We start from the raw sequence: 24782 nt of genomic DNA, 5'->3' as shown, positions 1-24782 counted from the left end.
ATTTATCTTGTTTTTTCAAACTGATCGATCTCAGATTCCATGCTTAGCAAGTAATCGATATCATCAAAGCCATTTTGCATATTGTCCTTTTTATAGGAATTGATGTCAAATGACTCAGACTCTCCAGTAGAAAGTAAAGTAATAGTTTGAGCGGGTATGCTCACTTCGATTTCTGTTGAAGGATCTTCAGTGATTGCGTTCAATAATTTATCTGCAAATTCTGGAGTTACTGTCACTGGCAATACCCCGATATTAAGACAGTTGTTTTTGAAAATATCTGCGAAGAAGCTGGAAACTACACATCTGAATCCATAATCGTAGATAGCCCAAACAGCGTGCTCCCTACTGGAACCAGAACCAAAGTTCTTTCCTGCAACTAATATTTTTCCTGTATAAGTTGGATCATTCAGTACGAAATCCTTTTTAGGATTTCCCTCTACATCGTATCTCCAATCACGGAAAAGGTTGTCACCAAACCCCTCACGCTCAGTAGCCTTCAGGAAACGAGCTGGGATAATCTGGTCTGTATCTACATTTTCGGAGGGAAGCGGTACTGCCCTACTTTTCAAAACGGTGAATTTATCGTAAGCCATTTTTTAATTAGTTCAAAGGTTGGAAAAATGGAAAGTTGAAAGGTTTGATCTGTGCAAACTCTGACTCCCCATTTCTGACTTCGTATTTTTAATTTTGAAACACTTCTCTTGGATCGGTGATCACTCCGGTTACTGCCACTGCTGCCACTGTCAATGGTGAGGCTAGCATCGTTCTGGCACCCGGACCCTGTCTTCCTTCAAAGTTTCTATTCGAAGTTGATACTGCGTATTTCCCAGCGGGAATTTTATCGTCATTCATTGCCAAGCAAGCAGAACAACCAGGTTGTCTCAATTCAAACCCAGCATCTTCCAAGATTTTCACAAGACCTTCTTCTTGAGCCATTTTCTCCACCTCTTTTGATCCTGGTACTATCCAAGCGGTAATATTATCCGCTTTTTTATGACCTTTCACAAATTGAGCTACTGATCTAATATCTTCGATTCGTCCATTGGTACAAGAACCCACAAAGACATAATCAACTTTTTTACCTGAAACTGGTTCTCCAGGAGCAAAGCCCATGTAGTCCAATGATTTCAAATAAGATGATTTATTACTTCCTTCCATTCCATCCGTAGAAGGGATGTTACCTTTTACTTTGATTCCCATTCCTGGGTTGGTTCCATAAGTAATCATCGGCTCGATGTCGGCTGCATCAAATTCATATTCCTTGTCAAAGACAGCTCCGTCATCAGTTTTAAGCTGTGACCATTCCTCCACAACTTTATCCCATTCTTCACCTACAGGAGAATATTGTTTTCCTTTTAAATAATTAAAGGTTGTCTCATCCGGAGCAATCAAACCACCTCTAGCGCCCATCTCGATGGACATATTACAGATGGTCATTCTTGCTTCCATAGAAAGACTTTGGATAGCAGATCCTGCATATTCCACAAAATAGCCTGTAGCTCCAGCTGCAGAAATTTTTGCGATGATATAGAGAATAATATCTTTTGAAGTCACACCACTGCTCAAATCACCATTTACAGTGATTCGCATTTTCTTTGGCTTGGATTGCATGATACACTGAGTGGCCAATACCATTTCCACTTCTGAGGTACCAATTCCAAAAGCAATAGCTCCGAAAGCACCGTGGGTAGAGGTATGGCTATCTCCACAAACAATAGTCATTCCTGGTTGGGTAATCCCTAGCTCGGGACCAATCACGTGAACAATCCCATGATGAGCAGACCCAAGGTCATGCAGTTCAATCCCGTATTTATTACAGTTTTCGCGAAGCCTTTCAACTTGCATACGCGAAAGTTTATCCTTGATCGTTTGATCCTGGTCTACAGTAGGAACATTATGATCCGGTGTAGCGACAGTTCGATGAGGGTATTTTACAGAAACACCTCTTTTTTCAAGGTTAAGGAATGCAACTGGTGATGTCACTTCATGGATAAAATGCTTATCTATAAAGAACACATCAGGACCAGAAGGTACAGACCGCACTACGTGCGCATCCCATATTTTATCAAATAATGTTGTCTTTTCCATGATTTTATGCAGTCGTATATTCTTTGACTGGTATTTTGTTTAGCGCATCAACGAATGCCTGAGCGGAGGCAAGGACAATATCTGTATTGGACGAAAATCCATAGTAAGGCTTTTCTCCCATGATTAGTCGCATGTGAACTTTTGCGACATCATCACTTCCGTGGGTGATGGCCTGAATAAGGAATTCTTCTAGATCCACTTGAGGTTTCACTATTTTTTCAATCGCTTTCAGAACTGCATCAACAGGTCCATTCCCACTGGAAACAGCCTGATGAGCTTCCTCACCAATTGTCAAAGAAACCTTTGCTTGAATCTCACCATTGGAAGAGTAAGAAACTTCGCCCAATTCTATAAAGTTGGACTCATCCATATACTTACCTACCAAGCCCATCAAATCTTTTCTTCCGATATCTCTTTTGCTATCTGCCAAAATCAAAAATGCTTCGTAAACTTCTCTCAAAGCATCTCCTTCCAATTCTACTCCTAAGGCATCCAAATGATGCTTCAAGGCAGCTCTTCCGGATCTAGCAGTCAGTACAATAGAAGACTCTTCTACTCCAACTTCTTTTGGATCAATGATTTCATAGTTCTCTCTATGCTTTAACACTCCATCCTGGTGAATTCCAGAACTGTGAGCAAAAGCATTTCTTCCCACAATCGCCTTATTAGGCTGTACGGGCATATTCATCAACTTAGAGACTAATCGACTTGTTTTGTAGATTCTTGGAGTTTGGATATCCGTATGAACAGGAATAGATTGATGACATTTAATCGCCATCACCACTTCTTCCATAGAAGTATTTCCAGCTCTCTCACCGATTCCGTTGATTGTAACTTCTACTTGACGAGCTCCTTGCTGAACACCCGCAACGGTATTGGCAGTAGCCATCCCTAAGTCATTATGGCAATGGGTAGAAATAATAGCCTTATCAATGTTAGGCACATTATTCTTTAAGTTGGCAACGATCCCACCATACTGTTCTGGCAAACAATAGCCAGTAGTATCAGGAATATTAACCACAGTGGCCCCAGCCTTAATAACCTCCTCTATAATTTTACAAAGGAAATCAGGTTCAGACCTACCGGCATCTTCTGCGTAAAATTCCACATCTTCTACAAACCTTTTTGCGTACTTGACAGCAGCGACTCCACGCCTGATAATATCATCAGGAGTTGACCTTAGTTTGTATTGAATATGATAAGGTGATACGCCGATTCCGGTATGGATTCGTCCTTTTTTGGCAAACTTGAGTGCTTGCGCTGCTACTTCGATATCTTTCTCAACGGCTCTCGAGAGGGCACAAATGATGGGATTTGAAACTGCCTTTGAAATTTCCACCACAGAATTAAAATCTCCTGGACTGGAAATTGGAAAGCCGGCTTCGATGATATCTACTCCCAGTTCTTCCAAAGCTTTCGCTACCACAATCTTTTCCTGGGTGTTTAACTGACATCCAGGAACTTGCTCCCCATCTCTTAGGGTTGTGTCAAATATCCATAGCTTTTCACTCATTATAATCGGGTTTTAGGTTTAATTGTTCTCTGGTCTCAATTGTCTGACGACAGCACCTGCTTGCCACATTTCAGAATCTCTCAATTCTTTCAATTCAGCTTCCAATTTAACTCTGTAATCCTCTTTAGAATTTGAGTCGATTGATTTTTGTGCTTCTTGACCAGTTTTCACACTATTATACAAATCTTCAAATACTGGCTTTGTAGCATCTCTAAAAGGCTTCCACCAGTCCAATGCTCCTCTTTGTGCAGTGGTAGAACAGTTGGCATACATCCAGTCCATTCCGTTCTCAGCTACTAATGGCATCAAGGATTGAGTCAATTCTTCTACTGTTTCATTGAACGCTTCAGAAGGAGTATGACCATTTGCTCTCAATACTTCATATTGTGCAGCAAAAATACCTTGGATAGCTCCCATCAAAGTTCCTCTTTCTCCAGTCAAATCTGAAGTTACTTCTCTATAGAAATCTGTTTCAAACAAATATCCTGATCCTACACCAATACCTAGAGCTACCACTCGATCTTTTGCATTCCCAGTAGCATCCTGATAAATAGCGTAAGAAGAATTAAGCCCTCTTCCTTCAACAAACATTCTTCTCAAAGATGTTCCCGAACCTTTAGGAGCAACCAAAATTACATCTACATCAGCAGGAGGAATAATACCTGTCTTGTCTTTATATGTCACACCAAAGCCATGAGAGAAATACAATGCTTTTCCTGGTGTTAAGTGTTTCTTTACTGTTGGCCAAAGGGCAATCTGACCCGCATCGGAAAGAAGGTATTGTAGAATGGTGCCTTTTTCACAGGCTTCTTCTAATTCAAACAAAGTCTCACCTGGCACCCATCCATCAGCAACAGCCTTGTCCCAAGTTTTAGAACCTTTTCTTTGACCTACAATTACATTGAAGCCGTTATCCTTTAAGTTTAATGCCTGACCTGGGCCCTGTACACCGTAACCTAGTACTGCGATTACTTCATCCTTCAGGACTTCTCTAGCTTTTTCCAAAGGAAACTCTTCTCTGGTAACTACATTTTCTTCTACTGATCCGAATTTTAATTTCATGTGCTTAGTAATTTGAATTTAAATGAACTACTCGGACTACAAATTCCGAATGATCCATTCCATGAGTTTATTATTTGTTTAATTTCTCATGAAATCTCCACAGCTTGGAAAATCACAGGATTCTCTTCGCCATCTCGATAACATAGGTTTATGATTTGATTTTTTTTATTTGACGTAACTATCAATGGTATGCATCCTTTTGGCAACAGCCACTCTTCCTGAGCGAGCAAATTCCAATAGGCCATAGCCTTTTAATATTTCCAGAAGTTCCTGAGTTTGTTCCTTATGTCCCGAAAGCTCTAAGACTACAAAATCTGGTTCCGCTGCAATAATCTTGGCATTATGCTGACGAATGATCTTCTCCAATCCTCCATCCAATCTGGAAACTGGAATTTTATAGAGTGCTATCTCCTGATAAACAACTCCTTCATCTTCATGATAAAATGCTTTGATTACATCGATTACTTTTTCAATCTGATTCACCAGTTGAATTACCGTGTCTTCATTTGCGGTAACCTCAATAGTAATTCTATGGACTCCATCAATTCTGCTTTCAGAGGCAGTTAACGCATCGATATTGATCCCTCTTCTGGTGAAGATAATTGTGATGCGATTGAGAATACCGATGAAATTTTCGGTAATCACAAAAATTGTGTAACGTTTCATTGGCCTTAATTAACTAAGTCTAACCTCTTCTACAGAACATCCCGTTGCTATCATTGGGAATACATTATCTTCTTTTTCCACGACTACCTCCAAGAAATAGGGGCCATCATGAATCAGCATATCTTCTATCGCCTCGTTAAGATCCGTTCTATCATCAACACGTTGTGATTTGATACCATAAGCCTGGGCAATCTTGACAAACTCAGGATTATCCAATTCGGTAAAGGAATATCGCTTATCAAAGAACATCTGCTGCCATTGTCTTACCATCCCTAGGTAATTATTATTCAGCAAAATGATTTTAACCGGAGCTTTGGTTTGCATGATCGTTCCAAGTTCTTGGATCGTCATCTGAATTCCTCCATCTCCTACCACACAGATCACTTGTCTAGAGTAATCAAATAACTGTGCGCCTAAGGCTGCTGGCAAAGCAAATCCCATCGTTCCTAATCCACCAGAAGTCACTTGAGTTCTAGACTTTTTGTAATTGAAATATCTCCAGGCGATCATCTGGTGCTGTCCTACGTCTGTTACCAATATCGCATCATCTGCTTTGTATTGATTGACATTATGAATGACTTCACCCATGGTCAACCCTACCTTCGTAGGAGTGATATCATGCTGGACAACCGCTTCATTTTCTTCTCTTTCCAATTCTCTGAAACGCTCCATCCATTCATCATGACCCTTTTTAGTCACTGCCTCAGTCAATAATGACAAGCTATCCTTACAATCTCCCAATACAGAGTGATGGCATCGAATAGTTTTATTGATTTCTGCAGCATCCAATTCCAAATGGATGATCTTAGCCTGCTTGGCATATCGCTTGACATCACCAGTCACCCGGTCATCAAATCGCATCCCAATAGCTATCAAAACATCACAGTGATTTGTCAATACATTGGGAGCATAATTGCCATGCATACCCAGTTTCCCAACATAATTTGGGTGATCCTGAGATAAAGCTCCTGAACCTAATAAAGTGGAAGCAGCTGGTATCCCAGTCTTATCCAGGAATGCTTTGAATTCAGCTTCTGCTTTCCCCAAAACTACTCCCTGACCAAATAAAATATAAGGCCTTTCTGCTGCGTCAATCATCTCGGCAGCTTTTTGAATATCTGATTTATTAATCTCGATTTTCGTCTTATAGGATCTGAATCCTAAACAAGGCACATAGTTAAATTCACCAAAATCTGTTTGTGCATCCTTGGTAATATCAACAAGTACTGGCCCTGGTCTTCCTGACCTTGCAATAAAAAACGCTTTTGCCAATGCAGGAGCAATCTCATCTACAGACCTCACCTGGATATTCCACTTGGTACATGGCATAGACATTCCCACTACATCAGTTTCCTGAAAGGCGTCAGTCCCCAATAAATGAGAAGCTACCTGTCCAGTGACGCAAACCAAAGGAGTACTATCAATCAATGCATCTGCTAGACCAGTAATCAGGTTAGTTGCTCCAGGACCGGAAGTAGCTAGGCAGACCCCGACTTTTCCAGATACTCTCGCATAGCCCTGAGCAGCATGAATTGCTCCTTGCTCATGGCGTGTTAAGACGTGTTTGATTTGATCATGGTAATCATATAGTGCATCATACACTGGCATAATTGCCCCTCCGGGATATCCGAAAATAATTTCGGCATTCTCCTCTATGAGTGTTCTGACTACGATATCGGCTCCTCGGATCATCAAGTCTTTCATAGGCTTAGAATTTATCTGTCACGCAACCTTCAGATGCAGTGGCAACAAGTTTATTGTATTTTTTCAAAGTCCCTTGCAAATCAGAAATTTCTTTTCGTTTCCAAGTTTTCTTTCTTTCTTCAAACTCCTCTTCAGAAATCGCAACGCTCAGCTGTAAGTTATCAGCATCTATCGTGATGATATCTCCATTTCTGACCAATCCGATAGGTCCTCCGCTAAACGCTTCTGGTGTAACGTGCCCTACCACAAATCCGTGTGTTCCTCCGGAAAATCTTCCATCAGTAATTAAGGCAACGTCTGATCCTAAACCAGCTCCTATAATCATAGAAGTAGGCTTCAACATTTCAGGCATTCCTGGACCACCTTTGGGTCCGATATTTCGAATGACAATAACTTCACCCTTCTCAATTTTATGATCTCTGATAGCATCATTGGCATCCTGCTCTGAGTCAAAAACATGTGCAGGTCCTGTAAAAGAACTTCCTTCTTTACCTGTAATTTTGGCAACCGCTCCTTCTGGAGCAAGATTTCCTGAAAGCACACATAAATGACCCGTTGCTTTTATCGGCGTTTCCAAAGGATGAATAACATTCACCATCGATGGAGTCACAGGTTCAATATTCTCAAGGTTTTCTGCAACCGTCTTTCCAGTCACAGTTAAGCAATCTCCATGAATGAACCCATTCTGCAACATATACTTCATAAAGGCAGGAAGTCCACCTTGTTCGTGAAGGTCTTCCATCATGAATTTTCCAGAAGGTTTGAAATCACCAATCATTGGAGTTTTTGCATTGATTGCTTTAAAATCCTCAATGGTAAAATCTACACCGGCAGTTCGGGCGATCGCAATGATATGCATTACCGCATTGGTACTACCACCTAAGGCAATTGCTACGGTTACTGCATTTTCAATACTTTTTCTAGTGATGATATCACTAGGTTTCAAATCCTTTTCTAAAAGGATTCTCATATATTTATTCACTTCTCCACACTCCCTCAATTTTTCTGGAGAGTTTGCCGGATAAGAAGAGGAGTAAGGCAATGACATTCCCATCGCTTCAATTGCTGAAGACATGGTATTGGCAGTATACATACCTCCACAAGCTCCTTTTCCTGGACATGCGTTTCTGATGACACCATCATAATCTTCATCAGAAATGTTTCCATTCACTCGCTTTCCAAAGGCTTCAAATGCCGAAACGATATTTAGCTTTTCTCCCTTATAATGTCCAGAGGCTATCGTTCCTCCATACACCAAAATAGAAGGTCTGTTAGTACGGATCATCCCCATCAATGCACCAGGCATATTCTTGTCACATCCTGCAACAGAAATACAAGCATCAAATGAATGCCCTATGATAAAAGACTCTATAGAATCAGCAATTATCTCCCTAGAAACCAGTGAATAACGCATCCCCAAGGTTCCCATCGTGGTTCCGTCAGAAATACCAATGGTATTAAAAACTAAACCGGTCAGATCTTGCTCTTGTGAAGAAGCTTTGATCAGACCGGCAAAGTCGTTCAAATGCATATTGCAGGGATTACTTTCATAGCCGCAACTCGCTATCCCTACAAATGGCTGTTTCATCTTTTTATCGCTCATTCCGGTGGCATACAACATAGCCATCCCAGCCGGATGCTCCGAATTGTCGCTGATTTCCCAACTGTGTTTTTTCAGGGTCATAATAGAGTGTAAAAAAAAGTGCCTCAGGTTTAGTGAGGCACTTAAGATTTGTATAGTTTTTTATAAATAGTCTAGTGCCTCACCTTTAACATCCAATGAGAATAATTAAGCTTAGCAAAATGACTACTTGATACATTTTTATGTCGTTTTTTTGTGTATTCGATATGAACTACATGACAAACTTAAAACCGAATTTTCAGACTTACAATATTTAATTTTACCATCAAGCCTATAGCTAGAAATTTTCTATAGGTAAAATTAAATTTTTTAAACTTTAATATGGCTAAACACCTCTATCACCCCGTTTTTAAGGAAATAGATTTGTCATTTTTTCAATTTTCGAAATTTTGTACTGATTTCAATATTTCGTGAAAAATTCAAAAAAAATTAACTCTTATCAAATGAATTCAATTAAAACCTCTCATTTTTTTAATAAAAGGCCTAATTCGACAGATTTTTAAAATAAAACCTTTGTCTGCTTTTATCATTATGCACTATTTTTGGATAAACCCTCATACTACATGATTTGCTTTCCAAACGCTAAAATCAACCTAGGATTACAGATTACTTCTAAGAGAAGTGACGGCTTCCATAATATAGAGAGCTGCTTTTACCCCATCCCTTTGTTTGATGCATTGGAAATTATCACACATCCTAAAAAGTCCATCTTTCAAAGCACTGGGCTACCGATCCCCGGAGATCAAAAGGATAACCTGATCAATAAAGCATATCAACTTTTAAAGAAAGATTTCCCAAACCTTCCTCAAGTTCAAATTCATTTGCATAAAAACATTCCAATGGGTGCAGGATTGGGTGGAGGATCAGCAGACGCTGCTTTTGCTTTGAATACTATGAACAATCTATTTGATCTGATTCTAGACGATTTCTTTTTAGAAGAGTACGCTCTGAAATTGGGGAGTGATTGTCCATTCTTTATTGAAAACAAACCTAAAATCGCAACAGGAAGAGGTGAAATCCTAGAAGACATAGCTATCAATCTTGAAGGAAAGTACCTTTTACTCATTAATCCTGGAATTCATATTGGCACCAAAGAAGCCTATGCAGGTATCAAGCCTAAAAAATCGGAGATTGCTTTGAAAGAGGTTTTGAAGGATACTTCCAGATGGAAAGCAGAATTGAAAAACGATTTTGAACCGAGTATTTTTGAGAATCATCCTGAGATTGCTGAAGTCAAAAATCAGCTTTATCAAATGGGAGCTTTTTATGCCTCCATGTCCGGCTCAGGTTCCACTGTTTTTGGACTTTTTGAGCAAAAGCCGGAGAAGATAAAATGGAATTCCTCCTATTTCCAATTTATTGCAAGGCTTTAAGTCACTAGAAATAAATAGGTTAATTGTATTTTTAAAACGAATTTGTATTTTATATTTGTAAATCATAAATATGAAATACAATGGCGACATTCACTAGTACACTTCCCGACGAGCTCCTTCAGAGGCTAGCTGATTATGCGAAGAAGCTTTCTCTTCCCAAAAATAAATTGATGGAGAATGCGCTTGACCTTTATCTAGAACATCTGAAAAGAGCTGAATACATCAAATCCTATAAGCAAGCAGCACAGGATGAAGACATACTTTTGGTAGCAGAAGAAGGCATGGACTCATATCTTAAGCAAATCGAAGATGAAGCAGGGTGAGATCTGGATGTCTGATCTGAATCCATCGGTAGGATCGGAACAAGCTGGAAGAAGACCGGTAGTCATCTTAAGTGGAAACTTGATGAATAAATTTCTCCAAGTGGTTATCACTGCTCCTTTGACTACCAAAATCAAAAACTATCAAGGAAATCCAATTTTGAAACCATCTACCAAAAACGGGCTGAAACTGGAGTCTGAACTCTTGGTTTTTCATATTCGATCGATATCCAAAAAAAGGTTGATCGAAAAAGTAGGCGAGATTTCCAGTGATGAATTGAAAATAGCTCTAACCACCTTACAAGACATCACAACACTATAAAATTTCAACCAAGCGGCCGCACAGGTTTTCTTCTGCGATTAAAATAATTGATCACTGGGTACGATAGCACTGACACCAGAATGATAGCTGTGCCTAAATAAAACTGAGGCGTCATTTTTTCACTTTCTCCGAAAATCAAAACCGCCAACACAATCCCATAAACGGGTTCAAGATTAATTGTCAGGTTGATAGAGAAAACGGTTAGCCGCTTCATCAGATCTACCGAAACAGAGAATGCATAAACTGTGCAAACACCTCCCAAAATAAATAGCCAAAACCAATCATAGCCTTCCCAATTCATCTTCAACCCATCCTCAGCTATCAATACTGAATAAATCGGAAGGAATAATGCTGATGCGAGACAAGCTCCCGTCATTTCATAAAAGGTAATTTGGTAAGGCCCGTGTTTTTTGGTCAGCTTCCCATTGATGACTGAGAATATGGCTGCTAACATGGCTGAGCCTAATGCCATTAGCAATCCAAGCCAATATCCTGTCTCGAAGCTAAAAATCACCAGTAAGCCAGAAATTACCAATAATCCCAAAGCTACCTCATACCATTTAATTTTAGACCTGTTAAAAATTGGTTCAACAAAGGCCGTCCATAAGGATGTTGTAGCCATCCCCGCCAAACAAACCGAGGCTGTAGAAACTCTAGCAGACCAAAAAAACAGAATCCAGTGAAGTGCAATGATCCCACCTGTGGCAGTGACTTTTAAAATATCAATTGGAGGTAATACCAGGCTTCCCTTTTTTACCGTAAAAAGTAATGCTACTCCTATGGAAGCTATCAATGTCCTGTAAAAAACCAGTTCGATGGCAGGCAAGCTTATCAACAAACCCAAAATTGCGGTAAAACCCCAAATCAGGACGATAAAGTGAAGCATCAGGTAATCTCGAAAGGAACCTGTCATTTAGCGAGGAACGGTTTTATAAAGTACCAACCCTGTCAATCCAAATACGATATTTGGAAGCCAGACCGCAAAAATCGGATAGGATGCCCCATTTTCTGCAAAAGTCCGGGAAAGGATAAATAATAAGATATAAATAAATGCTAATAAAAATCCCATGGCAATCTGGAAACCGGAGCCCCCACGACTTTTTTTGGCAGACATTATCACTCCAATGAAAGTCAAAATAATGGCCGCAAAAGGAGACATAAACCGAACATACCGCTCTATTTTATAAAAGGCAACATTGTCTGCACCTCGATCTTCCAAAACCCTAATTTGCCTACTAAGCTCAGGTAGCTTTAAGGTTTCATGGTGGTTTTCAGGAAGGTCAAAATCATCAGGCGTGATAGAAAGGGTAGTATCCATTTCTTCCCCTACCGAATAATCTTCCCCAAATTCATTGAGTTCTCTAAATCGCCAATTCTTTAATGTCCAAACATTTTTGGCAGTATCCCACTGAATCCGGTCTGAAGATAACTTATTGATCAATCTACCATCACGAATGGTCTCAAGTGTAAAATGGTATCCTGTGTTACCTGTTTTATAAAACCTACTCAGGTAGGCATAAGAATCAGTCCCAACTTTGATATGAACATTAGGATCTGAAGCAGTTCTTGTTTTGTCTATATAGGTAAGCTTAAATTTGGTCACTCCCTCCGTAGCAACAGGCAACACCCAACCATTTAGCAAAAAACTGACTCCTCCAATCAACATAGCGGCAAAAATAAAGGGCCTGAGCATTCTGGGAAAACTGACTCCACTACTCAAGATGGCTATGATCTCCGTTCTCCCAGCCATTTTAGAGGTAATGAAAATGACCGAAATAAAAACGGTAATCGGAGTTAATAGATTATTGAGATACAGACCATAATTGATCATGTATTTCATTATCTCCCCGGAAGGAACATCATTTCTGATGTACGAATCATTCTTCTCTGTAAAATCAAGAACCAATACAATCAAGATCAGCATCAACACTACAAAAAAGTAGGTTTTCAAAAAATCCTTGATGATCAGCTTATCGAGAAGTTTCATGAATTATAATCTGGTGCTTACTTTCTTTACCATTTGATCTTTCCAAACGGCAAAATCTCCTGAAAGGATATGTTCTCTTGCCTGCTTTACCAGCCAAAGATAAAAACTTAGGTTATGGATACTTGCAATCTGCGCAGCCAAAATCTCTTTACTGATCACCAAATGTCTCAAGTATGCTTTTGAATAAAAAGTACTGACATGACCTCCAATAGCAGGATCGATGGCCGAAAAGTCATCCTTCCACTTTTCATTCCTTATATTGATAATCCCCTCAGAAGTAAATAGCATTCCATTTCTGGCATTTCTAGTGGGCATAACACAATCAAACATATCCACGCCAAGCGCAATGCATTCCAAAATATTGGCGGGTGTTCCTACTCCCATCAGATACCTCGGCTTATCTGTAGGTAGAATATCGGTCACCAGTTCAGTCATTTCATACATCATTTCTGCTGGTTCTCCCACAGAAAGACCTCCGATCGCATTTCCTTCTTGGTTGGTGGAAGCTATAAACTCAGCACTTTGCTTTCGCAAATCTTTATAAACTGATCCTTGGACGATAGGAAACAAAGTTTGACTATAGCCATATTTCCCTTCTGTGGAATCAAATCGATCGATACATCTTTTTAGCCATCTATGGGTCATCTCCATGGAATTCCTGGCATAGCCATACTCACATGGATAAGGAGTACACTCATCAAAAGCCATAATGATATCAGCTCCAATGGTTCGCTGGATATCCATCACATTTTCTGGAGTGAAATGATGCTTTGAACCATCAATATGAGATTTAAACATCACACCATCCTCTTTGATTTTTCTGGTCCCCGCCAAAGAAAACACTTGATATCCTCCGCTATCCGTCAGGATTGGTTTAGACCAACCATTGAATTTATGGAGACCTCCTGCTTTTTCCAGAATATCCAATCCTGGACGCAGATACAAATGATAGGTATTTCCTAAAATTATTTCTGCTTTGATATCATACATCAATTCCCGCTGATGCACTGCTTTTACAGAACCTGCAGTACCTACAGGCATGAAAATAGGAGTTTGAATATCACCATGATCAGTTTTGACTACTCCTGCTCTGGCTTTACTCTTGGGATCTTGATGAGAAAGGTTAAACTTCATAAGGAAATGATGCAATTGAGTATACAATCCGCAAATTGTATGTTCTAGGGTACAAAAATATACGCTTATTCTTAAATGACTTGCTGAATTTGATTTTATATTTGCCCAGCAAAATTGATCTATGGGCCTATTTTTACTTTGGTTTTTCTTCGGTGTTGGATTAATTATCCAGGTCATATACCTGTTAGTAATATTTGGACGTACCGCATTCTCAAAGCCTTCCAAGGCAACTAACAACCCTTCAAAAGAGGAAGCTGTCACTATACTAGTTTCAGCACATAATGAGTTTAAAAACCTTAAGACACTCATTCCCAAACTCTTCGAGCAAGATTACCCTAATTACGAAGTTCTAATCGTCAATGATAGATCCACGGATCGAACCAAACGATTACTCGAAGAAATGATGGCCATTTACCCGAAACTTAGATCGGTTACCATCAAGTACACTCCGAATCATGTCACTGCCAAAAAGTTTGCCATGACCCTGGGAATTAAAGTGACGAAAAATGATATCATTTTATTAACAGATGCCGATTGCCGTCCCAATTCAAATCAGTGGGTAAGAAAAATAACTGCACCTGTACGAGAAAACAATAAAACTTTTGCTCTGGGATATTCAGGTTATGAAAAAGAAAAGGGTTTTCTCAATAGCTGGATTCAATACGAAACCCTTCTTACGGTTCTTTATTACTTCTCTTTTGGCCTTTGGAAAGCTCCTTTTATGGGAGTAGGCAGAAACCTTTGTTATCGAAGAAGTTTTTTCATGGAAGTAAAGGCTTTTAAAGATCTTTGGCATATTGAAGGCGGAGATGATGATCTTTTCGTTAATAAGTATGCGACAGGCAGAAATACGGCAGTGGTTTTAGATCCAGAATCCAACACCACCTCTATTCCTAAAAAGACAGTCAAAGAGTATTTAGTGCAAAAGAAGAGGCACTTACATGCTGGAAAGTACTATCGATCAGAGGATAAACAAAAAATCGGTTTCTTTACTCTTTCGCATGCTTTGTTCTGGTTGGGAGGCCTCGGATTAATGATTTATTTCGGAATTGATAAGAGTTGGGAACATTTTTCAATAGTTTTCGGTATTATTCTTTTAAGGTCTGTAATAATGGTAGCCGTATTTTCGTCTTCCAGTAAGAAGATCCAAGGAACTAAGGCCCCAAAAAACATCTGGATATTGGATTTCTTGTATTTAGGTTACTTTTGGGTACTAGGGACTATATCCCACCAGGCAAAAGACATCCAATGGAAATAAACGAAAGAGGTTTTTCAAATAAAGCACTAGAAGATTTTGCACTAATCGACAGAGCGGTTCAGGATAAAGATCAGCAAGCCTATGCCAGCTTGATGAAGCGGTATAAAAAAGCGGTCTTTTTTATGATCCTAAAAATGATCCGTGATGCTGATGATGCAGAGGATCTGACAATGGAAGCTTTTGCTAAAGCTTTTAAAAATCTACATAGATTCAAAAAAGATTACACTTTCAGTACCTGGCTTTTCAGAATTGCCACAAACAATACCATTGATTTTATCCGAAAGAAAAAATTAAAGACCATGAGTCTTAATAATACTTTGACGGATGACAGCGGTAACTCGGTCAATATTGACGTGGAAGATGATGACAACAATCCGCAGGATGAATTTATCAGATCCCAAAGAATAGAGATGGTGCGTATTTTTGTAGATAAGCTACCGGCAAAATACCGTAAACTAGTGCAGTTGAGATATTTTGACGAACTATCCTATGAGGAGATTGCCCAAGAACTAGAAAAACCTTTAGGGACAGTCAAAGCTCAGCTTCACCGCTCTAGAGAATTACTATATGAAATCGCCGCTGGCAAACAAAAACACATCTAATGAATTCCGGCACCCAGCTTATCCAAGCTTATTTTCCCAATCTCACTGAGGATCAAATAGCAAAATTTGATCGACTTCAAGAACTCTACGAGGATTGGAATTCTAAAATAAACGTGATTTCAAGAAAGGATATGGATCAATTTTATATCCACCACGTCCTGCATTCATTAGGTATTAGTAAAGTCATGAACTTCCAACCCGGCACCAAAATTCTTGATATCGGTACAGGTGGAGGCTTTCCTGGGATTCCTCTAGCCATCCTATTTCCTGATACACATTTTCATTTAGTTGACTCTATCGGAAAGAAAATCACTGTGGTGAAGGATGTTGCGAAGCAGTTAAAATTAGCAAATGTGGAAGCTCAGCAAACAAGAGCCGAGCAACTTGTTCGTAAATATGATTTTGTGATCAGTCGGGCTGTCACCCGAATGGCTAACTTTTACCCTTGGGTCAAAAACAAAATCCGTAAGGAAGATTTCAATGAATACCCCAATGGAATTCTTTATTTAAAAGGTGGTGAAGTTGATGAGGAGATGGAAGAATTAGGTAAATCCTATGTGGTTTACCATTTGGAGGACTATTTCAAGGAGGAGTTTTTTGAAACCAAAAAAGTGGTTTACATGCCCTGGGAGGATAAGAGGTAGTAAAGGTTTTAAATGTTTGAAGTATGTATTTCTGATGTAAAGCGATAAGATGAAAGTCAGAAATTCAAATGAATTTTTTTTAGATTTTTGGTGTGAGAAATCGAAAATTGACTATTACTATTTTTTCAATTTCTAAATTTTTTGCCGAGATTATTCAGTAATAGCTTTATCCGTTCAATCAGGGATTACTTGTAATTATTTTTTTTATTTCCCGACAATTAGCTCCGCTACTCTTGCCTCATTTCAGAGATTAGCGCTAATTTGAAGTCTCAATTCCCAAAGCTGTATGTATTTAATTTTTGATACCGAAACCACCGGATTACCCCGCGATTACAATGCCCCCATGTCAGATGTGGATAACTGGCCACGACTGGTCCAGCTTGCCTGGCAATTGCATGATGAGAAGGGAAATCTGATTTCGAATCATAATTACATTATCCGTCCAGAAGGTTTTACCATCCCCTATAATGCGGAGAAAGTCCATGGAATCTCTACCAAAAGAGCCTTAAAAGAAGGACATGACCTAAAGCAAATACTTGGGATTTTTGAAGGAGATGTAAAAAAGACCAAATATCTGGTGGGTCACAATGTCGAGTTCGACATCAACGTGGTCGGTTCGGAGTACCTGCGAGCAGAGGCTACCATGCCCCTTACCGCCGATCAACTAGACACCAAAGACATATCCACTGAATTCTGTGCTATCCCTGGTGGTAGAGGGGGAAAATTCAAATGGCCTACGCTGACTGAGTTACACCAAAAACTTTTTGGTAAAGGCTTTGGAGATGCTCACGATGCAGCCTATGATGTAGATGCTACAGCACGCTGTTTCTTTGGTTTGATCACTCAGGGTGTACAAGCTCCTGAAGAAGGGATTGCAATTTCTGAAGTGATCTATGAGGCTCCGAAGCTTGATGAAGCCAATTTTGCACAGGCAAAAGATACTCAAAAAGCTGCAGCCAAAGATGTATTGAAACAGGCAGGAAAAGCAGACATTTCAGACCTGACTGATATTCCTTTTACGCACCTACACGTCCATAGTCAATACTCCGTCCTACAAGCTACCTCAGAGATTCCTGCTATGGTAGCGAAGGCTAAAGAAATGGGGATGCCTGCAATCGCCATGACTGACCATGGCAATATGATGGCAGCCTTTCATTTTGTAAAAGAGGCACTATCCAACGATATCAAACCTATTCTCGGTTGTGAATTTAACCTTTGCCGGGACAGAAAAAATAAATCAAGCAAAGACGATGGTTATCAAACTGTATTAATCGCTAAAAACAAAGCCGGATATCATAACCTGGCTAAACTGGCTTCCTATGCCAATATCGAAGGATTCTATTATCTACCTCGAATTGATAAGGAGGTCCTTCAGCAATACAAAGGAGACCTCATCGCAACGACTGGTGGGCTATGGGGTGAAATTCCGTTTTTGATCCTGAATGTAGGGGAAACACAAGCGGAAGAAGCCTTTTTGTGGTGGAAAGAACAATTTGGAGAAGATTTCTATGTAGAACTTTGTAGGCATGGGATACCCGAGGAGGAAAAGGTAAACGAGGTGCTTTTGGAGTTTGCTAAAAAGCATGACGTTAAATACTTCGCCGCAAATAATTCCTACTATACAAATAAAGCGGATGCAAAGGCCCACGATATTTTACTTTGTGTTAAGGATGGGGAACTGGTAGAAAAACCAAAGAAATACATCGGTAAAAGAGGACGGGAATTCCGGTATGGCTTCCCAAATGATGAGTATTACATCAAAAGCCCTGAGGAGATGAAGAAGCTCTTTGCTGATTTACCCGAGGCTATTGAATGCACCGCAGAGATTACGGATAAAATCGAACCCTATAAACTAGCTCGCGAAGTTTTACTTCCTGCCTTTGATATTCCTGATGAATTCAAGCATCCTGAAGATGAAGTGGACGGTGGAAAACGGGGTGAAAATGCCTTTTTACGACACCTAACCTATGAAGGGGCAAAAAAACGATACGAGGAAATCACTCCGGAGATTGAGGAGCGCCTGGATTTTGAGTTAAAAACGATTGAAAACACCGGGTATCCAGGATACTTCTTGATTGTGCAGGATTTCATTGTAGAAGCAAGAAAGCTTGGGGTTTCTGTGGGACCGGGACGTGGATCTGCAGCAGGATCCGCAGTTGCCTATTGCACAGGCATTACTAATATTGACCCGATCGCTTACAACCTACTTTTTGAGAGATTCCTAAACCCAGATCGAGTTTCACTACCCGATATTGATATTGACTTTGATGATCATGGCCGACAAAAAGTGATTGACTATGTAATCAAAAAATATGGAGCAAATCAGGTAGCCCAAATCATCACTTATGGTACCATGGCTGCAAAATCTGCTATCCGTGATACTGCTAGAGTATTGAATCTACCTTTAGCAGATGCCGGAAGGCTAGCCAATTTGGTGCCTGACATTAAACTGAAAGCTTTATTTGGACTGGCGGGAAACAGAGCTGCACTTTCTGATAAATTAAAAGGTCAAGGTGAACTCATTGCCAAAGCTGATGAACTGATCCGAATTTCAAAAGGGCAGGATGAATCGGCTAAAACAATCAATCAGGCCACCATGCTTGAAGGTTCGGTCAGAAACCTGGGGATTCACGCTTGTGGGGTTATTATCACACCCGATGACATTACCAATTTTGTTCCGGTAGCTCTGGCAAAGGATTCTGACATGGTCTGCACTCAGTTTGATAACTCTGTGGTAGAATCGGCCGGACTCCTTAAAATGGACTTCTTGGGACTCAAAACCTTAACCTTGATTAAGGATGCTGTCAAAATTGTCAAGGAAAGGCATGGCATCGAATTAGATCCGGAAAAATTCCCGATCGATGATGTAAAGACTTATGAGCTATTCCAGCGAGGTGAGACGGTAGGAATCTTCCAATATGAATCTGCCGGAATGCAGAAGTACATGCGTGAGCTCAAACCGACTGTATTTGCCGATTTGATTGCTATGAACGCCTTGTATCGTCCAGGTCCATTGGAATACATCCCAAGCTTTATTAGAAGGAAGCATGGTGAGGAGCCCATTACCTATGATCTGGATGACATGGAGGAGTACCTCAATGAAACCTATGGGATTACGGTCTACCAGGAGCAAGTGATGTTACTTTCTCAGAAACTTGCTGGATTCACAAAGGGTGAGGCGGATGTATTGCGTAAGGCAATGGGTAAGAAGCTGAAGGATGTCTTGGACAAAATGAAGCCTAAATTTGTCAACCAAGCGGCAGAAAAAGGCCATGATAAATCCAAACTTGAAAAGATTTGGAAAGACTGGGAAGCATTTGCCTCTTACGCCTTCAACAAATCACACTCTACTTGTTATGCTTGGGTAGCTTACCAAACGGCCTATTTAAAGGCTCATTATCCTGCCGAATACCTGGCTTCGGTTTTGAGTAATAACATGAATGATATTTCGCAAGTAACCTTCTTTATGGAGGAATGCAAGCGATCTGGAATTCCTGTTTTAGGCCCGGATGTCAATGAATCCAAAAACGGATTTACGGTAAACGCTGAAGGAGAAATCCGATTTGGGATGGCAGCAATCAAAGGTGCAGGCTCAGCTGCTGTAGATGAAATCATCAAGGAAAGAGAGGAGAATGGTCCGTTTAAAAATCTTTTTGATTTTGCGAAGCGTGTCAACTCTAAAGCTCTTAACAAAAAGACCATGGAGGCACTAGCAATGGCAGGGGGCTTTGACTGCTTCCCTGAGCACCATAGACGCCAATACCTTGAAGCAGCGGATGGAGACCTGACTTTGATAGAAAAAGCAACGAAATACGCTCAAAAAGTACAACAAGAAGAAGAAAGTGCTCAAGTTAGTTTATTTGGAGGAAGCAGCGGAAGTATGGATATTCCTTTGCCTTCAGTGGCACCGATGGAGCCCTTCTCCCAACTACAGCAATTGAACATTGAAAAAGAAGTGGTGGGGCTTTATATCTCAGGACACCCACTGGATCAATATAGGTTAGAGATTGAATCATTTACAAATGCGAATCTTCCAGATCTAAATGATATTGACAGCTTTAAAAACAAGAAAGAAATCAAGCTAGCCGGATCTGTAAGTAGTTTTGCTCATAGAACTACCAAAAACGGGAAACCTTTTGGTACGCTAACGATGGAAGACTACCATGGTGGATTTACTTTTTTCTTGTTTGGTGAAGATTATGTGAAGTTCAAGGAGTATTTCATGACTGGATGGTTCCTTTTCATTACTGGTAGGATTGAACCAAAAAAATGGGCAGAGAATGAGCTGGAGTTTAAAATCAGTAATATCATGCTACTCAGCGAAGTACGTGGTAAAATGGTTAAGGGAATGCGGATTAATATCGATTTGGATGATTTAACTCTTGACTTGATGGAAAAATTAGAATCCATTACAGAGAAGTACAAAGGCGATGCAAAACTTTATTTTGATGTCATTGATAGAAAGGAAAATATTGCCTTAGAACTATTCTCTAAACGCTTCTCCATAGATCCAAGCGCAGATATGATCAAAGAGCTGAAAGAGATTCCAGAGGTGATTTATAAAATTGTCTAATCAGTTTTCATTTATTCTATCAATGAGTCATAGATAAAAAAATTAAATCCCTCGGAACTTATTGCCCATCAATACGCTTTAGCTCATATATTTGGCAAAAATTAAGCAAAATTAAAACTAAACATACAATGGGAAAATCAATTGAAATCACAGATGCAAACTTTGAGGAAATCATCAAATCAGACCAACCGATTTTGGTTGACTTCTGGGCTGAATGGTGTGGACCTTGTAAAATGATCGGTCCAGTAGTGGAAGAATTGGCTGGTGATTATGATGGAAAAGCAGTAATTGGAAAAGTTGATGTTGACGCTAACCCTGCTGTAGCTCAAGCATTTGGAATCAGATCGATCCCTACCCTTTTGTTCTTCAAAGGCGGTGAAATCGTAGACAAGCAAGTTGGCGCAGTGCCTAAAGCAGTTTTGGCTCAGAAGCTAGACGCACAACTTTAATTTATAAATAACATTCTTAGTAAAGCCACAGGGTATTCCTTGTGGCTTTTTTTTATCTTGAGCCTAAGATGATAGAAAAACTGATTTCACTTGAGGAGTTTTGGTCTTTGCGAGAACAATTGCCATTAATAGATGCAAGAAGTGAAGCGGAGTTTCTCCAAAGCCACATACCCCAATCGATCAATATCCCAATACTTTCCAATAGTGAGCGCACTGAAGTAGGAACACTTTATAAACAAAAAGGGGCTCTTGATGCCACCATCAAGGGATTTGAACTGGTAGGCCCAAGATTTCACCAAATTCAAAAAAAGGCAATAGAACTTTTTCCTAAGCAAAAAATAATCGTGTACTGCTGGAGGGGCGGTATGAGAAGTCAGATTCTTTCCTGGCTTTTAAGCATGGTAGGATTTGAAGTCTTCCGACTCAAAGGCGGATACAAAACTTATCGAAACTACACTTTTGATGAAGTTAGAAAACCTTGGAATCTATTGGTACTCGGAGGTAAAACTGGTGTTGGAAAAACCAGACTTTTAAAAGCTTTAGAAGACAAAAATGAGCAGGTGCTGGATTTAGAAGACTTAGCTAATCACAAAGGTTCCGCTTTTGGAGGCATTGGTCAACAGCCTCAGCCGAGTGTAGAACAATTTGAAAATTTAATGGCTGAAAAACTACGTCAGTTTAACTCAAATGAAACTATCTGGCTAGAAAATGAAAGTAGGCGAATCGGTAAAATAATTATCAACGATCAGTTTTTTAACTTGATGGGTTGCTCTCCATTGATTGATATCTTAAAATCAGAAGAGGAAAGAATCCAACTGATCAAAGAGGAATATGCATCACTTCCCAAGGAAGAACTTATCAAGGCAATTAATCGGCTGAAGAAAAAACTAGGCGGTCTTCGAACGACCACAGCCATAGAAGACATCATCAATGATCATCATGAATCATGGATTTCCAACCTGTTGATCTATTATGACAAAACATACCAATTTGATTTGGAGCGTCATGACCCTAACAAATTAAAAAGGATTGACCTTACAGGAATAGGAGTGGAAGAATCAGTCAAATTAATAATGGAAATTAAAAACCAACTAAATGGAAAAATCAGTAATCCGGCTCACTGAATGGAGTGAAGGTTCAGGTTGTGGCTGTAAAATAGCCCCAGCAATTCTTGACCAAATTCTTAGCTCCAGCGGCTCTTTCACCCAAGTTGATCCAAATCTATTGGTGGGCAACTCTGGAAAAGATGATGCAGCAGTTTATCAGGTTTCGGATGATCTTGCAATGATCAATTCCGTAGACTTTTTCACCCCGATTGTAGATGATCCATTTGATTTTGGAAGAATTGCCGCTGCGAATGCCATTTCTGATATATACGCTATGGGTGGGAAGCCTGTCTTCGCCAATGCTATTTTAAGCTGGCCCGTAGAGAAACTTGCTCCTGAACTCGCAGCTAAGGTAATGGAAGGTGCTAAGAGCATTTGTAAAACTGCTGGAATCGAACTGGCAGGAGGTCATAGCATCGCTGCAAAAGACCCGATTTTTGGGCTTTCTGTAAACGGGATAATCCACCCTAGAAAGATTAAAACCAACAAAGGAGCAAAATCTGGAGACATCATTTATCTAACCAAACCACTGGGAATTGGCGTTTTGGCCACTGCGCTGAAAAGACAAAAGATTCAAGACAAGGATTATGCCCATTTGATTGATACTGCCTGTCGTCTAAATTCAATTGGCGAGCTGATAGGAAATCATGAGGAGGTTCATGCGATGACTGATGTGACTGGTTTTGGATTGCTAGGACACCTTATTGAAATGTGCGAGGGATCGGAAGTTTCAGCAGCCATTGAAATCCACAAACTTCCCTTGATAGAAGGGATACAGGAATATATCAATCAATTCATTTTCCCGGATAACACCTACCGAAATTGGAATGCATATAGTGCCAAAACCAAAGGTGTAGAGGGCATGGATTTGGTCAAACTATGCGATCCTCAGACTAGCGGTGGATTAATGCTGGCGGTAGATCCTGAAAATCAGTCTTGGTTTGAAAATGCAATGAAGCAACAAAATCAAGTAATCTGGGAGATTGGAAAATTTACTGAGAAAAATGAGTTTACCGTGGCAGTAAACTAAAAAAGCCAGCTTTAAAGCTGGCTTCCCTTTTTATTGTTTTGTGAATTTAAACCAATGGAGACACTCCTCCGCTTACCATAAACTTCATCACATCTGAACTCTTAACTCCAGTTAATGGAGTAACGTTCTCTTTTGGAACCAAGAACACATTTCCAGAAACATTGTAGCTATGAGGAAAGTAAACAGCTACTAGATCAGCCTCTCCTACTATGGACATATCTTCTTGAGTAATAAAACCCAATCGCATCAATGAATCGGTAAGCTGAACTTTTACTGGAGAAGAAAATTTCTTTTTATCTCCAACGAATGCACCCATCAAATCCTTGATGCTGGTATATATCAAATTAACCAATGGGATTTTTATTAATCCTCTTTCAAACCAATCAAAAATCGGTTTTGCAAAGAATAAACTTGCTAGGTAACCAACAAACGTAATCAAAGCCAAAACCATCAAGATCCCAATCCCTGGCAAAGGCACCGGAATCAGGTTATCTAAGAACAGAATCGTTTCGAAGATGATATAAATGGTCACTACCACTGGAGTGACAAACAACAATCCCCGTAGGAAGTAGGAAAGAATTCGTTTATAAGTAAATGCCATGGCTGGAAAATTAAAATCCTGATTATCGTTCAATAATAATCAGGATTTTTATAGAAATTGGGTTCAGTTAAATTTTTTCTTAATCTGGAAGAATTTTAATTTTTACACTTTTATAGTAAACCACAGAGTTTGGATCATGGGCTTGGAGAGCAATAGTACCATGATCTAGTTTTTTAGTACCTAAATCACCTTCACGGTCTTTTGTCTCATCATATTCGTTGATTACTTCTCCATTTACTTTCACGGTAACTTTATCACCTTGAACGATGATGGTTTCTTTATACCACTCTCCATCTTCTACAAAAGTATCTCTCACGTCTTTGAATGAATAAACACTTCCTGTTTTTCTCCAGTCACCGTGGCTTTGATTAACCTGAATTTCATGCCCGATGTTTGGCCATCCTCTTTCTTGATATTTTGTATGGATGAAAATCCCAGAGTTGGCTTCTGGTAAAGTCTTCAAGGTCACTTCCAATTCGAAATTATTGAAGTCATGGTCTCCAACTTCACCTTCATAAAACATGTGACCTCTAGGTCCATTTACTTTTAACATTCCATCTTCAATGGAAAAAGAATCTGGATTTTCAGAAATTTTCCATCCTTCAAAATTTTGACCATTAAATAGCTCCACCCATTCTCCACTTTGTGCAGAAAGTGATAGGGAAATTAAAAAGCAAGCCAGTAATGAAAATAGGTTTTTCATAGCAA

22 protein-coding genes are annotated in these 24782 nt (G+C 39.7%); 10 read left to right on the top strand and 12 right to left on the bottom strand.

Features of this window, described 5'->3' with window-relative positions; all coding sequences use genetic code 11:
- Positions 1 to 2 precede the first annotated feature (2 nt).
- The 7 genes from leuD to ilvD form a co-directional block, all read right to left on the bottom strand.
- Positions 3 to 593, bottom strand: coding sequence for a 3-isopropylmalate dehydratase small subunit (gene leuD / locus ALPR1_RS04580; protein ID WP_008198779.1), 591 nt, complete (start codon positions 591 to 593; stop codon positions 3 to 5).
- A gap of 88 nt (positions 594 to 681) precedes the next feature.
- On the bottom strand, positions 682 to 2088 hold the full coding sequence (leuC, locus tag ALPR1_RS04575; RefSeq protein ID WP_008198777.1) for a 3-isopropylmalate dehydratase large subunit: 1407 nt from the start codon (positions 2086 to 2088) through the stop codon (positions 682 to 684).
- Positions 2089 to 2092: 4 nt separating this feature from the next.
- Positions 2093 to 3601 carry a 2-isopropylmalate synthase gene (locus ALPR1_RS04570; RefSeq protein WP_008198776.1) on the bottom strand — a complete coding sequence of 503 codons (1509 nt, stop codon included), beginning with the start codon at positions 3599 to 3601 and terminating at the stop codon, positions 2093 to 2095.
- Positions 3602 to 3619: 18 nt separating this feature from the next.
- Complete coding sequence (gene ilvC / locus ALPR1_RS04565) at positions 3620 to 4663, bottom strand: ketol-acid reductoisomerase (protein ID WP_008198775.1); 1044 nt, start codon at positions 4661 to 4663, stop codon at positions 3620 to 3622.
- Positions 4664 to 4828: 165 nt separating this feature from the next.
- Positions 4829 to 5329, bottom strand: coding sequence for an acetolactate synthase small subunit (ilvN, locus tag ALPR1_RS04560; protein WP_008198774.1), 501 nt, complete (start codon positions 5327 to 5329; stop codon positions 4829 to 4831).
- 9 nt (positions 5330 to 5338) lie between these two features.
- Positions 5339 to 7033 carry a biosynthetic-type acetolactate synthase large subunit gene (gene ilvB, locus ALPR1_RS04555; RefSeq protein WP_008198773.1) on the bottom strand — a complete coding sequence of 565 codons (1695 nt, stop codon included), beginning with the start codon at positions 7031 to 7033 and terminating at the stop codon, positions 5339 to 5341.
- 4 nt (positions 7034 to 7037) lie between these two features.
- The gene (gene ilvD, locus ALPR1_RS04550; protein WP_008198772.1) at positions 7038 to 8717 is read right to left on the bottom strand and encodes a dihydroxy-acid dehydratase; all 1680 of its coding nucleotides are present in this window, start codon (positions 8715 to 8717) and stop codon (positions 7038 to 7040) included.
- Positions 8718 to 9238: 521 nt separating this feature from the next.
- Here ilvD and ispE point away from each other — a divergent pair.
- From ispE to ALPR1_RS04535, 3 genes are all read left to right on the top strand, one after another.
- Positions 9239 to 10048: a 4-(cytidine 5'-diphospho)-2-C-methyl-D-erythritol kinase gene (gene ispE / locus ALPR1_RS04545; RefSeq protein WP_008198771.1), complete on the top strand. Its 810-nt coding sequence runs from the start codon at positions 9239 to 9241 to the stop codon at positions 10046 to 10048.
- A gap of 80 nt (positions 10049 to 10128) precedes the next feature.
- Positions 10129 to 10371 (top strand): ribbon-helix-helix domain-containing protein, encoded by a 243-nt coding sequence (locus ALPR1_RS04540; RefSeq protein ID WP_008198770.1) that lies wholly within the window; start codon positions 10129 to 10131, stop codon positions 10369 to 10371.
- Positions 10358 to 10690, top strand: a complete 333-nt coding sequence (locus ALPR1_RS04535; protein WP_008198768.1) for a type II toxin-antitoxin system PemK/MazF family toxin — start codon at positions 10358 to 10360, stop codon at positions 10688 to 10690. Before ALPR1_RS04540 ends, ALPR1_RS04535 begins: the two co-directional genes overlap by 14 nt.
- 4 nt (positions 10691 to 10694) lie before the next feature.
- On the opposite strand, the gene ALPR1_RS04530 is transcribed toward ALPR1_RS04535, so the two are convergent.
- From ALPR1_RS04530 to tgt, 3 genes are read right to left on the bottom strand one after another with little or no spacing between them, the layout of a single operon-like run.
- The gene (locus ALPR1_RS04530; protein WP_008198766.1) at positions 10695 to 11603 is read right to left on the bottom strand and encodes a DMT family transporter; all 909 of its coding nucleotides are present in this window, start codon (positions 11601 to 11603) and stop codon (positions 10695 to 10697) included.
- A complete protein-coding gene (locus ALPR1_RS04525) occupies positions 11604 to 12677 on the bottom strand; it encodes an LptF/LptG family permease (RefSeq protein ID WP_008198765.1) in 1074 nt (357 codons plus the stop codon).
- 3 nt (positions 12678 to 12680) lie between these two features.
- Positions 12681 to 13811, bottom strand: coding sequence for a tRNA guanosine(34) transglycosylase Tgt (gene tgt / locus ALPR1_RS04520; protein WP_008198764.1), 1131 nt, complete (start codon positions 13809 to 13811; stop codon positions 12681 to 12683).
- 121 nt (positions 13812 to 13932) lie between these two features.
- On the opposite strand from tgt, the gene ALPR1_RS04515 reads away from it, so the two are divergent.
- The 7 genes from ALPR1_RS04515 (at position 13933) to selD (ending at position 23473) form a co-directional block, all read left to right on the top strand.
- Positions 13933 to 15069, top strand: coding sequence for a glycosyltransferase (locus ALPR1_RS04515; RefSeq protein ID WP_008198762.1), 1137 nt, complete (start codon positions 13933 to 13935; stop codon positions 15067 to 15069).
- Positions 15060 to 15671: an RNA polymerase sigma factor gene (locus tag ALPR1_RS04510; RefSeq protein ID WP_008198759.1), complete on the top strand. Its 612-nt coding sequence runs from the start codon at positions 15060 to 15062 to the stop codon at positions 15669 to 15671. Before ALPR1_RS04515 ends, ALPR1_RS04510 begins: the two co-directional genes overlap by 10 nt.
- Positions 15671 to 16315, top strand: a complete 645-nt coding sequence (gene rsmG / locus ALPR1_RS04505; protein ID WP_008198758.1) for a 16S rRNA (guanine(527)-N(7))-methyltransferase RsmG — start codon at positions 15671 to 15673, stop codon at positions 16313 to 16315. Before ALPR1_RS04510 ends, rsmG begins: the two co-directional genes overlap by 1 nt.
- Positions 16316 to 16601: 286 nt before the next feature.
- A complete protein-coding gene (gene dnaE, locus ALPR1_RS04500) occupies positions 16602 to 20888 on the top strand; it encodes a DNA polymerase III subunit alpha (RefSeq protein ID WP_008198755.1) in 4287 nt (1428 codons plus the stop codon).
- A gap of 110 nt (positions 20889 to 20998) precedes the next feature.
- Positions 20999 to 21337 carry a thioredoxin gene (trxA, locus tag ALPR1_RS04495; protein WP_394330544.1) on the top strand — a complete coding sequence of 113 codons (339 nt, stop codon included), beginning with the start codon at positions 20999 to 21001 and terminating at the stop codon, positions 21335 to 21337.
- A 68-nt stretch (positions 21338 to 21405) separates the two neighbouring features.
- Positions 21406 to 22461 carry a tRNA 2-selenouridine(34) synthase MnmH gene (gene mnmH, locus ALPR1_RS04490; protein ID WP_008198752.1) on the top strand — a complete coding sequence of 352 codons (1056 nt, stop codon included), beginning with the start codon at positions 21406 to 21408 and terminating at the stop codon, positions 22459 to 22461.
- Positions 22433 to 23473: a selenide, water dikinase SelD gene (selD, locus tag ALPR1_RS04485; protein ID WP_008198751.1), complete on the top strand. Its 1041-nt coding sequence runs from the start codon at positions 22433 to 22435 to the stop codon at positions 23471 to 23473. Before mnmH ends, selD begins: the two co-directional genes overlap by 29 nt.
- A 46-nt stretch (positions 23474 to 23519) precedes the next feature.
- Here selD and ALPR1_RS04480 read toward each other — a convergent pair whose 3' ends face one another.
- Entirely contained in the window at positions 23520 to 24074 is a 555-nt protein-coding gene (locus ALPR1_RS04480) for a DUF502 domain-containing protein (protein WP_040303226.1), read from the bottom strand.
- A gap of 79 nt (positions 24075 to 24153) precedes the next feature.
- The gene (locus tag ALPR1_RS04475) at positions 24154 to 24777 is read right to left on the bottom strand and encodes a 3-keto-disaccharide hydrolase (protein ID WP_008198749.1); all 624 of its coding nucleotides are present in this window, start codon (positions 24775 to 24777) and stop codon (positions 24154 to 24156) included.
- Between the last annotated feature and the right edge of the window lie 5 nt (positions 24778 to 24782).

This window comes from Algoriphagus machipongonensis, assembly GCF_000166275.1.
GTDB classification, from domain to species: Bacteria; Bacteroidota; Bacteroidia; order Cytophagales; family Cyclobacteriaceae; genus Algoriphagus; species Algoriphagus machipongonensis.
Note: the sequence above shows the minus strand (reverse complement) of the source record. Positions and strands in the feature narration are given on the sequence as shown.

What these genes read in the sequence shown, in the direction of transcription:
- rsmG (WP_008198758.1), top strand. Translation starts at nt 15,671, where the DNA reads ATGAATTCCGGCACCCAGCTTATCCAAGCTTATTTTCCCAATCTCACT.
- leuD (WP_008198779.1), bottom strand. Translation starts at nt 593, where the DNA reads ATGGCTTACGATAAATTCACCGTTTTGAAAAGTAGGGCAGTACCGCTT.
- ALPR1_RS04570 (WP_008198776.1), bottom strand. Translation starts at nt 3,601, where the DNA reads ATGAGTGAAAAGCTATGGATATTTGACACAACCCTAAGAGATGGGGAG.
- selD (WP_008198751.1), top strand. Translation starts at nt 22,433, where the DNA reads ATGGAAAAATCAGTAATCCGGCTCACTGAATGGAGTGAAGGTTCAGGT.
- ALPR1_RS04475 (WP_008198749.1), bottom strand. Translation starts at nt 24,777, where the DNA reads ATGAAAAACCTATTTTCATTACTGGCTTGCTTTTTAATTTCCCTATCA.
- ALPR1_RS04480 (WP_040303226.1), bottom strand. Translation starts at nt 24,074, where the DNA reads ATGGCATTTACTTATAAACGAATTCTTTCCTACTTCCTACGGGGATTG.
- ALPR1_RS04535 (WP_008198768.1), top strand. Translation starts at nt 10,358, where the DNA reads ATGAAGCAGGGTGAGATCTGGATGTCTGATCTGAATCCATCGGTAGGA.
- tgt (WP_008198764.1), bottom strand. Translation starts at nt 13,811, where the DNA reads ATGAAGTTTAACCTTTCTCATCAAGATCCCAAGAGTAAAGCCAGAGCA.
- ilvB (WP_008198773.1), bottom strand. Translation starts at nt 7,033, where the DNA reads ATGAAAGACTTGATGATCCGAGGAGCCGATATCGTAGTCAGAACACTC.
- mnmH (WP_008198752.1), top strand. Translation starts at nt 21,406, where the DNA reads ATGATAGAAAAACTGATTTCACTTGAGGAGTTTTGGTCTTTGCGAGAA.
- ilvC (WP_008198775.1), bottom strand. Translation starts at nt 4,663, where the DNA reads ATGAAATTAAAATTCGGATCAGTAGAAGAAAATGTAGTTACCAGAGAA.
- ALPR1_RS04530 (WP_008198766.1), bottom strand. Translation starts at nt 11,603, where the DNA reads ATGACAGGTTCCTTTCGAGATTACCTGATGCTTCACTTTATCGTCCTG.
- leuC (WP_008198777.1), bottom strand. Translation starts at nt 2,088, where the DNA reads ATGGAAAAGACAACATTATTTGATAAAATATGGGATGCGCACGTAGTG.
- ispE (WP_008198771.1), top strand. Translation starts at nt 9,239, where the DNA reads ATGATTTGCTTTCCAAACGCTAAAATCAACCTAGGATTACAGATTACT.
- ALPR1_RS04540 (WP_008198770.1), top strand. Translation starts at nt 10,129, where the DNA reads ATGGCGACATTCACTAGTACACTTCCCGACGAGCTCCTTCAGAGGCTA.
- ALPR1_RS04515 (WP_008198762.1), top strand. Translation starts at nt 13,933, where the DNA reads ATGGGCCTATTTTTACTTTGGTTTTTCTTCGGTGTTGGATTAATTATC.
- ALPR1_RS04510 (WP_008198759.1), top strand. Translation starts at nt 15,060, where the DNA reads ATGGAAATAAACGAAAGAGGTTTTTCAAATAAAGCACTAGAAGATTTT.
- ilvN (WP_008198774.1), bottom strand. Translation starts at nt 5,329, where the DNA reads ATGAAACGTTACACAATTTTTGTGATTACCGAAAATTTCATCGGTATT.
- ilvD (WP_008198772.1), bottom strand. Translation starts at nt 8,717, where the DNA reads ATGACCCTGAAAAAACACAGTTGGGAAATCAGCGACAATTCGGAGCAT.
- dnaE (WP_008198755.1), top strand. Translation starts at nt 16,602, where the DNA reads ATGTATTTAATTTTTGATACCGAAACCACCGGATTACCCCGCGATTAC.
- ALPR1_RS04525 (WP_008198765.1), bottom strand. Translation starts at nt 12,677, where the DNA reads ATGAAACTTCTCGATAAGCTGATCATCAAGGATTTTTTGAAAACCTAC.